8 protein-coding genes are annotated in these 14,759 nt (G+C 54.5%); 4 read left to right on the plus strand and 4 right to left on the minus strand.

Annotation, left to right across the window (positions count from 1 at the left end; all coding sequences use genetic code 11):
* The first annotated feature begins 4 nt into the window (after positions 1–4).
* The 4 genes from KK078_RS06130 (at position 5) to KK078_RS06145 (ending at position 6,740) form a co-directional block, all read left to right on the plus strand.
* Complete coding sequence (locus KK078_RS06130) at positions 5–3,514, plus strand: nitrate reductase (protein ID WP_254089365.1); 3,510 nt, start codon at positions 5–7, stop codon at positions 3,512–3,514.
* A gap of 26 nt (positions 3,515–3,540) precedes the next feature.
* Positions 3,541–4,992 (plus strand): rubredoxin, encoded by a 1,452-nt coding sequence (locus KK078_RS06135; protein WP_254089366.1) that lies wholly within the window; start codon positions 3,541–3,543, stop codon positions 4,990–4,992.
* Positions 4,993–5,047: 55 nt separating this feature from the next.
* Complete coding sequence (locus tag KK078_RS06140) at positions 5,048–5,473, plus strand: GNAT family N-acetyltransferase (RefSeq protein ID WP_254089367.1); 426 nt, start codon at positions 5,048–5,050, stop codon at positions 5,471–5,473.
* A 349-nt stretch (positions 5,474–5,822) separates the two neighbouring features.
* Entirely contained in the window at positions 5,823–6,740 is a 918-nt protein-coding gene (locus KK078_RS06145) for an alpha/beta hydrolase (protein ID WP_254089368.1), read from the plus strand.
* A gap of 194 nt (positions 6,741–6,934) precedes the next feature.
* Here KK078_RS06145 and KK078_RS06150 read toward each other — a convergent pair whose 3' ends face one another.
* From KK078_RS06150 to KK078_RS06165, 4 genes are all read right to left on the minus strand, one after another.
* On the minus strand, positions 6,935–8,371 hold the full coding sequence (locus KK078_RS06150; protein WP_254089369.1) for a sulfatase family protein: 1,437 nt from the start codon (positions 8,369–8,371) through the stop codon (positions 6,935–6,937).
* 17 nt (positions 8,372–8,388) lie between these two features.
* Positions 8,389–9,993 carry a RagB/SusD family nutrient uptake outer membrane protein gene (locus tag KK078_RS06155; protein WP_254089370.1) on the minus strand — a complete coding sequence of 535 codons (1,605 nt, stop codon included), beginning with the start codon at positions 9,991–9,993 and terminating at the stop codon, positions 8,389–8,391.
* Between the two features lie 20 nt (positions 9,994–10,013).
* A complete protein-coding gene (locus KK078_RS06160; RefSeq protein WP_254089371.1) occupies positions 10,014–13,382 on the minus strand; it encodes a TonB-dependent receptor in 3,369 nt (1,122 codons plus the stop codon).
* Between the two features lie 230 nt (positions 13,383–13,612).
* Positions 13,613–14,683: a FecR family protein gene (locus tag KK078_RS06165; RefSeq protein WP_254089372.1), complete on the minus strand. Its 1,071-nt coding sequence runs from the start codon at positions 14,681–14,683 to the stop codon at positions 13,613–13,615.
* Positions 14,684–14,759 lie beyond the last annotated feature (76 nt).

Below are 14,759 nucleotides of genomic sequence, written 5' to 3' on the forward strand. Positions count from 1 at the left end.
AGAAATGACGATCGCGCGGGAAGAATCTTACAAGACAACGTGCTCTTATTGTGGCGTGGGCTGTGGTATTGTCGTAAAGAAAGACAGACGCAACAATGTGACGGTGGAGGGGGACAAAGACCACCCGGTAAACAAGGGGATGCTGTGTTCGAAGGGCATGAATTTACACTATGCCATGAACGACCACAGTGACCGGTTGTTATACCCGGAGATGCGGCGCAGTCGTAACCACCCGTTGGAGCGTGTTACGTGGGACGACGCCCTGAAGCGCGCGGCGGCGGTGTTTAGTACGATCATTCAAAAGCATGGTCCGGATGCGGTGGGTTTTTATGTGTCGGGGCAATGCCTGACGGAAGAGTATTATGTCGTGAATAAACTGGTGAAGGGCTTTCTCGGCACCAACAACATCGATACCAATTCCCGGTTGTGTATGAGCAGCGCGGTGGCGGGCTATACGCAGATGCTGGGTGAAGATGCGGTGCCAGTGGCTTATGAAGACATCGAGCTGGCGGATTGTTTTCTCATCGCCGGCGCCAATCCGGCATGGTGTCATCCGATCCTTTTCCGTCGGATCGAAGCGCACAAGCAGCGCAATCCCGATGTGAAGCTGATCGTTGTCGATCCCCGGAAGACGCAGACGTGTACGGGGGCAGATCTGCACCTGCAGCCGCTGCCGGGCACGGATATCTATTTATATAATGCCATCGCCCGGGTGCTGATCGAGAACGGCGACGTGGACTATACATTCATTCATGAGCACACCGAAGACTATGAGCGCTACCGCGCGTCGGTCTTTGCCGTGGCGCTCGCCGACGCTGCCCGGATCTGCGCGGTGCCGGAGGAGGAGATCCGGACGGCGGCGGGTTATATTGCAGGTGCGAAGGGTTTTCTGACGCTTTGGGCCATGGGGTTGAATCAAAGTGTCGTCGGTGTTCATAAGAACTTTGCTTTGATCAGCCTGAACCTGATCACGGGGCACATCGGCAAGCCGGGCTCCGGACCGTTTTCGCTGACAGGCCAGCCCAACGCCATGGGTGGGCGCGAGGTGGGCGGGCTTGCCACGATGCTGGCGGCGCACCGAAGCTTACAGAATGCGGATCACCGGCGCGAGGTGGCGGATTTCTGGGGTGTGCCGGCGATCGCGGAGAAGCCGGGCTTAACGGCTACGCAAATGGTGGAAGCCCTGGAGCGCGGTGAGCTGAAGGCGATCTGGATCATGTGTACCAATCCGCTGGTAAGTTTGCCGGACCTGCGGCGTGTGGAGAAGGCGTTGGGCAATGCGCGGTTCGTGGTGGTACAGGAAATTTCGCGTATGTCCGATTCGCTGGCTTTTGCGGACCTGGTGCTGCCGGCGGCCGGTCACTTTGAGAAGGAGGGGACCATGACGAACTCCGAGCGGCGCATCAGCCACCTGAGCAAAGTCGTGGAGCCTCCGGGCGAGGCGTTGGCGGATGCCGAGATCGTTTGCCGCTTTGCCAAGGCGATGGGCTTTCACGGTTTTGACTATGCATCGCCGGCGGCGATCTATGATGAACATGTGCGCCTGACGCACGGCACGAACCTGGACATCAGCGGTCTTTCGTATACGCGCTTAAAAACAGAAGGTACGTTTCAATGGCCGGTGAAAGATGTATCGTCGCCGGGAACGGCGCGGTTGTTCACCGACCACCGGTTCTATACTCCCTCGCAGCGGGCGCGTTTCTTTCCGCTCGACAAGCCGGCCAATCAATCAGAGCCTCTTACCGCGGACTTCCCGCTGATCCTTACCACGGGGCGGATACGCGACCAGTGGCATACGATGACCAAAACGGGTAAGGTGAGCCGCCTGCGCCAGCATATCGACAAGCCTTTCCTGGAAATACACCCGGACGATGCGGCGGCGCGGGAGATACAGGAGGGCACCGTGGTGACCATACGCAGCGCTCGTGGCGACGTGCGGGTTCGGGCGAAGATCACCGATGAGATCAAGCCGGGCGTTGTTTTTCTGCCGATGCACTGGGGCAAGGCTTTGACGGACCTGGCCCGGGCGAATAATCTTACGAGCACGTTGGTCGACCCGATCTCGAAGGAACCTGATTTTAAATTCACGGCGGTGGAGGTGACACCGTATACCAAGCCACGCGAACGCATTGTGGTGGCCGGGGCGGGTGCCGCGGCATTCCGGTTCCTGTGTACTTACCGCTCGTTGAATAGTACGGATGATATTCTGGTGATCTCCAAAGAGAAGGATCCGTTCTACAACCGGGTATTGCTGCCGGAATATGTAAACGACTCGGTGGGCTGGGACCGGCTGCAGAAGTTCCAGGAGGGTGAGTTCGAGTCGCTGAACGTGGCGCTGGAGCTGGAGAATGAGATCGTATCGATCGACCGCCAGCAGAAATATGTTGTCGACAAACACGGGCGTCGCCACCGGTACGACAAGCTGGTGCTGGCTACCGGTACGCGGGCGTTCATTCCCAAGGACGCGCCGATGCACCTGCCGGGGATATTCACCATGCGCACGCGCCCCGACGCCGACCGGCTGAAGGAGCACCTCAGTCCCGGCGGACAGGTCATCGTTATCGGTGGAGGTCTGCTGGGGTTGGAGCTGGCGGTGGCGTTGCGCGAGATCGAGATACAGGTGTCGGTCATCCAGATGAGCAGCCGCTTAATGGAGCGGCAAATGGATAACCTGGCCGGGCAGTTGTTACTGGATTTTATCGAAGAGAAGGGCGTGGCGGTATACCTCAACGACCAGGTGCAGCAAGTGGTGTGGGACGATACCACGCAACGGCTGCGTGCCGGGCTTCGCAGCGGCAAGACGATCCATGCCAATGCGCTGGTCTATGCCGTGGGTACCCGGCCCAACATCGAGTTTGCGCAAGAGGCGGGTGTCGATACCAGCCGGGGCATTCTTGTGAACGACCACTTGCAGACCAGCGACCCGGACATCTTTGCTATCGGCGAAATAGCCGAGCACCGGGGCAATACGCTGGGTATTACGGCTGCTGCCGAGAAGCAGGCGGATGTGCTGGCGCGTTACCTGGACGGCGATGTGCAGAGTATATACGAGGGTACGGTGCCGATGAATATCCTAAAACTTGCCGGTGTTGATCTGTGCTCGCTCGGTATGGCCGAGATCCCGGTGAACGAGGTGGGGTATGACGAGGTGTTGTTCATCGACAAGTCTATGCGCTATTATAAGAAGTGTATTATTAAAGACGATCGGCTGGTGGGCGCCATTTTGATGGGCGACAAGAGCGAGTTTGCCGAGTTCAAGGAATTGATCGAAAACCGGATCGAGCTTTCGGCACAACGGTTGCAGCTGTTGCGTTCGGGTAAGAAGGCCGCGCCGGTGTTGGGCAAGCTGGTGTGCTCGTGTAACCAGGTTGGGTCGGGCAACTTGCAGGCGTTGATCAAAACGGGGTGCCATACGCTGAACGAGCTTTGCCAACGATCGGGTGCGGGGCTGGGGTGCGGGAGCTGCAAGCCTGAAATTCAAAAGATCCTGCGCCTGGAAACTGTAACCGTTTAATCTTATATTGCCTCTCGCGAATTTTCATGGAGACACACGCCAAACGCAATCTTATACGAGCTTTTGTCAAAGGGGGCTTTCTTTCGCCGGTGGACTTGCTCAAGATCATGGAGCTGTCGCGCTCGCTCGGGAACAAGTACGTATCGTTCGGCTCGCGTCAGGATATTATGTTTCCGGCCAACGGCGCGGATGAGAGCACGCTGGCGGAGAGCTTTCAGGCGATCCAGATCGACTATGAGCTGGGCAGTGACCAATCGGCGTATCAAAACATTGTGAGCTCTTACGTGGCGGTCAATGTCGTGGACACCACGCGGTGGCTGAAGGAAGACACGTATAACGTGCTGATCGACAGCTTTGATTACAAGCCCCGGCTGAAGATCAACATTGTCGATCCGTTGCAAAGCCTGGTGCCGCTGTTTACGGGGGAGCTTAATTTTATCGCTTCGCGCGAGGAGCACTACTGGTACCTGTATATACGCGACCCCCGCAAAGCCAATGCATTGGAGTGCTGGCCTCGCCTGATCTTCGGGCAGGACATACCGCGCATGGCCCGGGAGTTGGAGAAGCTGATCCTGGGGTATCATCCTTTCACCACGGAGGAGCTGAACCTGGTGCTGAACAACGAGAAGGTGCGCATCAACTATAAACCGTTGTCGGAAAAGCTGAAGCTTTCGGAGATCCCGTTCCCGTATTACGAAGGGCTCAACGCGATGCTGAACAACCAGTACTGGCTGGGGTTGTACTGGCGCGACAACCAGTATGACATTGACTTTATGAGCGCGGCGTGTCGCCTGTGCCAGGAGATCAATATCGGCAAGGTCAACATCATTCCCTGGAAAGCCTTTGTGTTGAAGGGCATCAAGGCCAGCGACCGTCTGCGGTGGGAAAAGCTCATGGGTAAGTATGGCATCAACGAGCGCCATTCTTCTCTGGAATTGAACTGGCACCTGCCGGTGACGGACCTGGAGGCGCTCGATCTGAAACGGTTCCTGGTGCGCGAGCTGGATCAGCAGGATATCAGCACGCACGGTCTGACCTTTACGATCAAGACGCACCGTGATATGGTGTATTTTACGTCGGTGGTGATCGAGCGTGAGAAACCTGCCGGTGCATTGCCGGGGGAATTCTATACCATTTTGTACGCGCACAACTTCAACCCCAATCACGGCGTGTACCATCCGTATGCGCAGCATGTGCGGCGGGAGCTGATCCCGGCTTTACTGATCGAGCTTAGCAAGGTGTACTTCCGGCAGCTGAATCCGGAAAAAGAGCAACAGCAGGCTTTTGTGCCTGCGTCGCAGCCGGCGCGCACGAGCACGGTCTATCAATGCCCGGCCTGCCTGACGGTTTACGACGAGCAATATGGTGATGCCACTGCCGGGATCCTGCCCGGCGTACCGTTCGAAAAGCTGCCGGCGTCGTATCACTGCCATGTGTGCGAGAGTCCTAAAAAGGACTTTGTGGCGGTGTTACGCTGATTGGCGAAGTCTGCCTAATCGTTATTTTTGTGGTCTGACCCTGTGGGGCCTTCCTATGACACGCACGATCCGTACGGCTGAGCAAAAAGATATTGCGATGCTTACCACTTTATTTAACAGCGATACCCGCATCTTTGGGGAGGACAGTACCGGTTTTGGTGAACGGGATATTACGGAGTATATTCACGATAGCAGGAAGAAGATATTTGTGTGTGAATCCGGCGGAATGTTAGCCGGGGCTTTGATGGCGGACTATCACGATACGTATTCCCATCTCGAAACGTTGATCGTCGACCCGCGGGCACAACAGCAGGGCGTCGGCTCGGCGCTCCTGGAGCACTATGAAAAGGACCTGGATGCCCTGGGCATTACGTTGATCGAGGTGATGACCGCTGCGGATAACATGGTGATGCGGAAGATCCTGGAGGAGCGGGGGTTTAATAAGGGTAATACATTTGTGTTTTACTCCAGGGTAAAATAATGTATGTTGATTTCTTTGAAGGCGCATTTCCAGGTGAGACAAAGGCTGACGGCAGTTGCAAACTGCCTACCGTTCAGGCACAAGTTGCAAACTTGCGCCAGATGCGTATTGATTCCCTGATGAAAGTATTTCCAGGTGAGCTGACGGCAGTTACAAACTGCCTACCGTTCAGGCACAAGTTGCAAACTTGCGCCAGATGCGGCCAGATGCTGTGATCTACTCCCGTTGGCGTAAATAGCGGTATTGCGTGGTCATGGTGGGGTTGTTGGTGAGGATGAAGACGCCGTTCGTACGCTCTGTAGTAACTTGTGGTTATCGATATCGTTAAAAAAATCCATTCAATCCCCTTATGAAGACACTATCTTTTACGATCCTGAACCTGCTGTTGCTGACGGGTGTAGCCGTTTGCCAGCAACTTCCTAAACCCCCGGAAACGATCAAGGATGCATTCCCCGCCGGAACTACCTTCCATTCCAACATCGCCTATGCGGGTGATACTGTAAAGAAACACTTGCTGGATATATACCTGCCGCCGGGTGCGAAAGGTAATGTGCCGCTGGTCATTTGGGTGCACGGCGGCGGCTGGATGCACAACGACAAGTATGCCGATATGAGCTATATGACCGGAACGATCCGGACGATCCTGGAGAAGGGTTACGGTCTGGCATCGATCGATTACCGGCACAGTACGACGGCCATCTTTCCCGCGCAGATCCAGGATTGTATCCAGGCTGTGCAGTTCCTGCATGATCATGCCGGCGAGTATAAGATCGACCGCGGTCATTTCGCGTTGATGGGCTTTTCGGCGGGTGGGCACCTGGCGTCGTTGTTAGCGCTCTCGCTTAATAACCAGGTGACGGCTTTTTACCCAGGTGGGCGCAAGCCTACTTTTGCCATCCGCGGTGTGGTGGATTTTTATGGGCCGTCGGAGTTTTTGTTGTTCTATGGTAATATGCTTCCGACGCAGACGGGTGATCCGGTCTCTATATTGCTCGGTGCTTCGCCACTGGTGCGGCCGGATTTGGCGAAACAGGCTAGTCCTGCAACGTATGTCGATAAAGCGGATCCGCCGTTCTTTATTGTGCATGGGGAGAAGGATCCGGATGTGCCGACTGCACAGTCTTATCTTTTAAAGGCGTGGCTCGACCTGGCGAAGGTGCGTAATTCGCTGACGGTGGTGAAGGATGCGCCGCATTATGGGCCGATGTTCGATACGGAGCCGACGCGGCTGGCGTTGGTGGGTTTTTTGGATTCGACGTTACGATGATAAATTTTATTTGACGTGCGCGACGACCATGGGCTTCTGAATCCGCTGGCTAATCTGCCGGCAGTACAGCCGGCGTTGCGGGCCGCTGCTGCGGAGTTGAAAAATGCGCTGAAGTAATAGCACGTCGATCATTGTCGATATAAAGAAGGCCGTCTCTTGTGGAAGACGGCCTTTCTGGTTTAGAAAGATGGCAGTTAGTCTACCACGGCGGGCTTCCGTATATTGTTACCCTGCCGGTTCGTCAAATCATCGCCGAGGTCTTGTCGCGCCTCTTCGGCAAAGCCCAGCAGCTTTGTGACGATGTCAGGGTATACTTTTTGCACGTCATACGCTTCACCTGGGTCATGCGACAGGTCGTATAGCGCCTGGGGCACCTCTACCTTGTCGATGGCGCCGCCTTTACCGCCGGTACCATGTTGCGGCGCGTACGAACCCGACGTGTGCTTCAGCACAAGCTTCCAGTGCTTGTAGCGTATGCCCTCCAGATTATTGGCGCCGAAGTAATAATAAAACACTTCGCGAGGTCCTTTGTCCGATTGCTTGAGCCATAGCGGCAGGAAATTCATGCCGTCGATCTTTTTCTGTGGCAGTGTGGCGCCGGTGGCTGCAGCGATCGTCGGGAGAATATCCATGTTGGTCATCAGCTGGCTGTTGATGCCACCGGCTTCGACTTTTCCTGGCCAGCGTACGAGTAAAGGCACGCGCGTGCCGCCTTCCCACGACGTAGACTTACCTTCGCGGAAGCCTCCGGCTGAGCCGGCGTTGTCGCCGAAGTTCAACCAGGGGCCGTTGTCGCTGGTGACGATCAGCAGCGTGTTGTCAGCCAGTTTTTCCTTGTCGAGCGTTTTCAGGATCTCGCCAATAGACCAGTCGATCTCCATGATCACATCGCCAAATATTCCCAACTCACTTTTGCCTCTGAACTTTTCCGATGCTGCCAGTGGCACATGTGGCATGGGGTGTGCCAGGTATAAAAAGAACGGCGCCTTCTTATTCGTCCGGATGAAGTTCACCGCGCGTTCGGTCAGCGTCGTTGTCAGCTTTGCCTGGTCGTTCAGACTCGTGATAGAATCTACACGCGTGTCATTCTGATAGAGTGACAACACGGGCCAGCGGGCGCGCCAGTCGGACATGTCGGTAATGCGTTTTCCGGTGAAATCCATAGGCCAGATGTCGTGCGAGTACGGTATGCCGTAAAAGCTATCGAAACCGTAATGGATGGGAAAGAACGGCGGCCGGTTGCCCAAGTGCCATTTGCCTAGCATGGCCGTGGTATACCCCGCTCTCTTTAACACCGAGGCAATCGTTTCTTCGTCGGGATTCAGCGCGCGTTTGGCCCCGGGAAGCAACGCGCCCGTCATGCCGAGGCGGTTGGGGTAACAGCCCGTCAGCAACGCTGTGCGCGACGCGGTGCAAACAGCCTGGCCGGCGTTGAAGTGCGTAAAACGTGTGCCCTCTTTGGCCAACCGGTTAAAGTTGGGCGTTGGGATGCCCGTCATGCCGTAAGGCTCCGTATCGCCGTAGCCCATATCGTCCATAAAGATAACGATGACGTTGGGCCGTGATCTGGGCTGTGCATGGCCGCACCATACGCCGGCCCCGAGAAGTAGGAATACAAGGATATATTTCATGGGTTGATCATACAGGTTTACCAGCCGTCGTTTTTGGATAGGTTGGGGTTGAGTACACGCTCGTTTTGCGGAATGGGCCACAGGTAGTTCCGCGAAGGATCAAACTGTTTGGTGAATGAAGGTACCTCGATCGTTTTCAGTGTGCCACCGTCGTCGTATGTAATTCCGTACACATTGCCCGGCACCACATCTCCGGCAATGCGCCAGCGGCGAATGTCGAAGAGCCGATGGCCTTCGAAGGCGAGCTCTATTGTGCGCTCGCGACGTACAATATCGGTGAGTTCGTCCTGTGTCAGTCCGGCTTCGAGCGCCGGCAGGTTAACGTCGTTACGCCGGCGTACGTCGTTGATGGCATCGAGCACGCTGGCATCGATCTGGTTCAACGCGATCTTTGCTTCGGCGTAAGTCAGCAATACCTCGGCGTACCGCAGTTGAATAATGTTGATGCCGTTGTTGGTTTTACTGTTGAGGTCTTCGATGTTTACATACTTCTTTACAGCGTAGCCGGTCGATGGTGCGAAATAAGTGCTGCCAATGGCGTCGGGTGTACCGCTGTTCGGGCGTGGATCGAATATTTTTCCGTTGGGCAGGTTGCTGCCGGGCACAAACAACGAGAACGTCAAACGCGGGTCGCGGTTGGTGTAGGGATTGTATGGGTCAAAACCGCTGGCTGCATCGGTTATCGGTATGCCATCGTTCATGGTATACATATCGGCCAGCGCCTTCGTGGGTACGTACATGTTCGGACTGGGTGATGTCGTGTTGTTTACGCTATATGGTGCCATGATGGCAAACACCTGGTTCGAAAGAACATCTTTCAGGTACTGGCGGTCGATGATCACCTCGATATTGTTTTCAGCGCCATACGAAAACAGTTTTCCATATTCGGGATAGATGTCGTATACGTGCAGGTCCATCACGGCCTGTGCGGCAGCGATCGCTTTCTCCATGCGTCCGGCGTACAGGTTGGCGCGGGCAGCCAGGGCCAACGCGGCACCCTTGGTCATCCGGCCTTTGTCGGCGGCGGGATAAGTGTCCTTCAGTCCGTCGACAGCCTCGTGAAGCTCAGCGTCGACAAAGTCCCAGATCTCGTTGGAAGGTGTGCGCGTCAGTTGGCGGGCCTCTTCGATCGAAATGTTCTTCTTTACTAGGGGTACATCGCCGAACAGGCCCACCAATTTAATGTATTGGTATGCACGCAATACCCGCGCTTCGCTTTTATACTGTGCCAGGGCAGCCGTGTTAGCATCGGTAACCGGAATCTTGTCGATGTTGTCCAGCACAAAGTTTGCGGCCGCGATACCGTTGTAGGCGAAGGTCCATTCTTCGGCAACGACGGAGCTGGAAGCATCCAGGTTCTGTTCTACCAGCGCATTGACCGAGAAGAATTCGTTTACGTGGCCGATGTCGGAATAGGCGTCGCGACGGAAGATGCGGTTGGGGTCATCCAGGTATGGATAGGCGGCGTTCACGGCAAACTTCGCATCGTTTTCGGTCTTCCAAAAGAAGCTTTGCGCCAGGCGGTCGTTTGGAACGGTATCCAAGAGATCGTCCGTGCAACGGGTGCTGCACAGTGCTGTCGCCAGGAGTGCAGTGCCGATAATATATTGCTTAAGCGTCATGTTGATTTCTGGTTAGTTTGTTAAAACTGAAGGTTAAGTCCCAACGTCATCAACGACGTTTGCGGATAGTACAAAGCACGGCCGGAACCGACTTCCGGATCGAGGCCCCACTCTTTCAGCTTGGAGAACGACAGTACGTTGGTAGCGGAAGCGTATACACTCGCGCGCGTCAGTCGTATGCGTTCGACGAGCGGCAGTGGCAAGTTGTACGTCAACTGTACATTTTTCAGCTTGAGGTACGATGCGTCGATGATCATGCGGTCCGAGGTATTGACGTTACGCAAGTCGCGTTTGACAGGCCGTGGAAACTTAGCTCCCGGGTTTTCGGGCGTCCAGTAGTTGCCAGTTACGACATCCGAAACGAACCCTTCATTGTTACCCATCTCGGCCAGGGCACCGGAAAGGCGTGTGTCGACATCACCGGCACCCTGGAAGAAGAGTGCCAACTCAAAATTCTTATAGCTCATGTTGATGTTCATACCGAACGTGATGCGCGGGAACGATTTGCCGATCATGGTCATATCGTCGGCATTGATCACATCGTCATTGTTCAGATTCAGGTATTTTACATCGCCTGGTTTTGTGTTGGCGGCATATGTAGGGTAGGAATCGACTTCCTCCTGTGTTTGGAAAAGCCCGCCGGTCGCGTAGCCCCAGTGTGCATTGATGGGCAATCCTTCTTTAATGATATACCGCGGGTCGATATCGTTGCCCGAGATGTACGGACCGGTGCCTGCCAGGCTCACCACCTTGTTATTATTGACAGACATATTGCCTTCTACGTTATACTTGAATGCGGAGCGTACCTCGCCCCGGTAGCCCAAAACGATCTCAAAACCTTTGTTATCGACAACACCGGCATTTTGCGGGGGTGCGGCAAAGCCCACGGCCGCAGGGATCGGGAGGTTGATCAGGATACCATCCGTGCGTTTCTTATAATAGTCAAATGAGAGTGTCAAGCCTTCCAACACCTGGGCATCGATACCCACGTTGGTTTGTGTGGTCGTCTCCCAGGTAATATCCGGGTTGGCCAGTACGGTAGGTTTATATCCTATTACGGATGTGCCTCCAAACGAGTAGGCCGAAGCATTCAGCGACTGGTAGTAGCTGTAGAGGCCTACAGCCTGGTTGCCGGTCTTGCCCCATGAACCGCGAAGCTTCAACTCTTGCAGGAAGCTGATGCCGCTCATAAACGACTCTTCGGAGATACGCCATCCCGCCGAAAAGGAGGGGAAGAAACTATATTGGTTGCTGCCGGTGAATCGTGAAGAACCATCGTAGCGACCGTTGGCTTCAAAGAGGTATTTGTCGGCGTAGGAGTAGTTTACGCGTGCCATGTATGAACGCAACCCCCACTTCGAGTCATTACCGCCGTTGTTCTTGGTGCCGTCGTTAGCGCCCTGGCTGATCGACTGAATGTTGTTGTTATAGAACCGCTCACGATACGCTGACAAAGAGTCGGTAACGTTGGAGATCTCCGAGTAGCCCACCAGCGCCGAGAGATCGTGCTTGTCAAAGGCCTTCTGATACGTCAGCAGGTTGTTGATAGTATACTCGGTGGCGTTGATGCGCGCCTCGTTAAGCGTGTTGTTTGGCACTGCCTTGGTGATGTTCCTGGTCTTGTCAAGATTGGTATAGGAGTTTGCAAAATCTTTTTTACTCGTCAGGATGATTCGGGGCGAGAATTGCGTGGTGAATTTCAGTCCTTCGGCGATCGTCCAGCTGGCGCTGATGTTGCCGATGATATTCTGCGTGTACTGATTGGACTTGCCGCCCATCTCGGCATACATCAACGGGTTATGCCCCTGCGAACTCAAACCATAGGTGCCGTCGGAGTATTTCGGTACGGTAAACAGCGAACCGTGGAATATGCGGTCATAGATCGTGCTTTCCAACGTCGGCGCGGTGGACCGCATACGACGGTAGTTCAAGTCGCCCGATACGCTGATCTTCTTGGAAATCTGGAAGTCGGAGTTCAAACGTACTTCCTTCAGGTCGAAATCGTAACCGTTCAGCAAGGCGTCCTGACGCATGTTGCGTACGCTCATTCGAGCCTTGAACTTTTCGCTGCCACCGGCAACGGCGATGTTGTTGCTAAACTGCGGGGCGGTGTGGAACAGCTCGTCATACCATACGTTTGGTAGCGGGTATTTTTCGCGGTCGGAGCTGGTTGTCCATTCCTGGATCGATGCATCGGAATACATATCGGGAGCAGCCAGCCCTGCATTCTGGAAGGCCACTTGTTGGAGGCGCATGTACGATGCGACGTCCATCATTTCGGGGTTGTTGACCGAGTTCTGGAGGGCGTAGTAGCCGTTGTATGTTACGGTCACGCGGTCTTCTTTTGCGCGCTTGGTGGTGATGAGGATTACGCCGTTGGCCGCGCGCGAACCGTAGATCGCCGTAGAAGCGGCATCTTTCAAAATCGACATCGACTCGATGTCGTTGGGGTTGATATAATCCAGCGACTGCTCGATACCATCTACAATCACCAGCGCGTTGTTCTTGGTAGGGTTGTTATTGTTGGGCAAGCTCGTCACCCCGCGTATGCGCATCGTTGTGGTCGAGCGGCCCGGCATGCCACCCTGGTCGATTACGGTCAGCCCGGGCGCGCGGCCTTGCATGGCCTGGCCGAGTGTAGTGACGGGCCGTTGTGTAATTGCTTCGCTTTGAACCTGGCTTACTGAATTGGTAACGCTGATCTTCTTCTGTGTGCCGTACCCTACAACGACGATCTCACTCAGTGTGGTGATGTCGGGTTGCATAGCCAGGTCGATGCGTGTTTGGTTGTTGACGGCCACTTCCTGTGTCAGATAGCCGATGAAGGAGAATTGCAGCACGGCGTCGCCTTCGGAGATTGACAAGGTGTAATCGCCGTTCACATCGGTCGAGGTGCCATTAGCGGTTCCTTTTTGAAGCACGCTTACCCCTGGCATGCCTTCGCCGGTTTCAGACGTGACCCGTCCGGATACGGTGATCTGGTAGGTGACCACGGAAGAAGGTGGTTCAGGTTGAGCAGCGATAGTCGCGGGTGTTGTTGCGGGTTCGGATGTTTCGGGTTGGGCGGCTGGTTCGGTAGGGGTGTTACGTTGTTTTTTTAACATGATCTGGTCGCCCCGGATCCTGTAGCTCACGCCGGGCATGACGCGCAGCAGCTCGTTTACGATCGTTTCGATGTTCTCGTCGCGCAGCGACAACGAAATGATTTGTTTGTCGTCGACGGCCTTCGTGCTATAAAAGAAGTGATAGTTCGTTTTTTCTTCCAGCGTGTGGAATGCTTCCTTCAGCGAAATGTTGCGGAACTCGATAGAGATCGATTCACGCTTGATAACCGTATCAGCAGCCTGGATCTGGAATGTATTGAGCGATAATAGCATCAGCAGCATCATAGGCAAGAAGGATAGGGTTCTGAACCACCTTTGCGGCAGGCAAAGGCATTTCAGTAGAAATTTTTTCATAGTTTTGGTTAGTTAATAAAGTGTGAGTCATTTTATTACACCCCGGCGGCTCCTGGAGCAGCCGGGTTTAAGGTCGGGGGGTGCTTCCAACACCTCCCGATTCTTTTTTTAGCGCGGTCTATTATTTCATTGGCGACTTTTTTTAGGTTTTGGCATCGGTATCATTCTTCGCATGATCCCCCCGTGATCAGCACCCGGTTGCCTTCCAGGCGATAGGTGATCGATGCTGTGTTTTGAAAAATCGCGAGTATTTCTTCCAGCGATTTGTTTTGAAACTTTCCGGAAAAGGTACAGCTCCCAAAATGCTCACTCTGCACATCGATAGAGACGTTGTACCAACGCTCGAGCGTGGCCTTGATATCGCTAAAAGGCAAGTCGTCGAAGACAATCCAGCCTTCACGCCAGGCGGTATATTTTTCTGTGTTGACAGCTTTTGCGAGCGTGAGCGCTTGCGATTTTTTGGAAAACGTGGCCTGTTGGTTGGGTAATAAAGTTACCGGCTCCCGGGAAGGGGTGTTCTGATTGGCAATGCTCACCTTGCCGCGTACCAGGGTGGTCTCGACCGACTTGTCGTTGAGATACGATTTTACGTTGAATGCCGTGCCCAATACGCGGATGGCAATGTCGGATGTATGGACAATAAACGGCTTGTGTTTGTTCTCGGCAACGTCAAAGAATGCTTCACCCTCCAGGTATACTTCCCGAAGGTCCTGGTGGGCAAAGTCGTTTGCATACCGCAACGTACTTTCTCCGTTCAGCCAGACCGTCGTACCATCACCGAGTGTGATCTGGACCTTTTCGCCTTTCAGCGAGCGTTGCTCATTCCAGGCATGCGATGTGGCAAGCGATATGCCGGCCGGCATCCAGGTGCGGTAGCCAAACACTGCTGCGGCCAGCAAGATCGATGCCGCGGCGGCACAGTAGAGTATGCGGCGCCGCCGTGGCGTGGTGGCGGCCGGGGTTATCGAGGCTGAAGTCGTATTTTGTTCCAGCTCATCGATGCGACGATTCATATCGAAACGCATGTTCTCTATATAAGCGTCGGATACCGGGCGCTTAAAATTCATTGCTTCTAAGAACTGCCGGGCTTCCGCGACACGAGCAGCTTGTTGCGGATAGTGGCGTAGGAAAGAATCCCAATATTGATTCAGGGCCTCATTGGGAGATGAGACCCATTGCTGAAAGTATTCGTCCTGGATAAAATCTTCGACGGTATAATCCTTATAGTGCATGGTGGCTAGGGCCTTTGCCTATAAAGAGACCTGTGCAAACGTTATTACTCCCGGTTTTGGAAGTTTTTTTTGAAAA

The organism is Dawidia soli, assembly GCF_018598185.1.
GTDB lineage: Bacteria > Bacteroidota > Bacteroidia > Cytophagales > Cyclobacteriaceae > Ohtaekwangia > Ohtaekwangia soli.

Bases quoted from the DNA above. Each gene is read 5' to 3' on its own strand.
- KK078_RS06160 (WP_254089371.1), bottom strand. From the start codon at position 13,382: ATGATGCTGCTGATGCTATTATCGCTCAATACATTCCAGATCCAGGCT.
- KK078_RS06130 (WP_254089365.1), top strand. From the start codon at position 5: ATGACGATCGCGCGGGAAGAATCTTACAAGACAACGTGCTCTTATTGT.
- KK078_RS06165 (WP_254089372.1), bottom strand. From the start codon at position 14,683: ATGCACTATAAGGATTATACCGTCGAAGATTTTATCCAGGACGAATAC.
- KK078_RS06150 (WP_254089369.1), bottom strand. From the start codon at position 8,371: ATGAAATATATCCTTGTATTCCTACTTCTCGGGGCCGGCGTATGGTGC.
- KK078_RS06155 (WP_254089370.1), bottom strand. From the start codon at position 9,993: ATGACGCTTAAGCAATATATTATCGGCACTGCACTCCTGGCGACAGCA.
- KK078_RS06135 (WP_254089366.1), top strand. From the start codon at position 3,541: ATGGAGACACACGCCAAACGCAATCTTATACGAGCTTTTGTCAAAGGG.
- KK078_RS06145 (WP_254089368.1), top strand. From the start codon at position 5,823: ATGAAGACACTATCTTTTACGATCCTGAACCTGCTGTTGCTGACGGGT.
- KK078_RS06140 (WP_254089367.1), top strand. From the start codon at position 5,048: ATGACACGCACGATCCGTACGGCTGAGCAAAAAGATATTGCGATGCTT.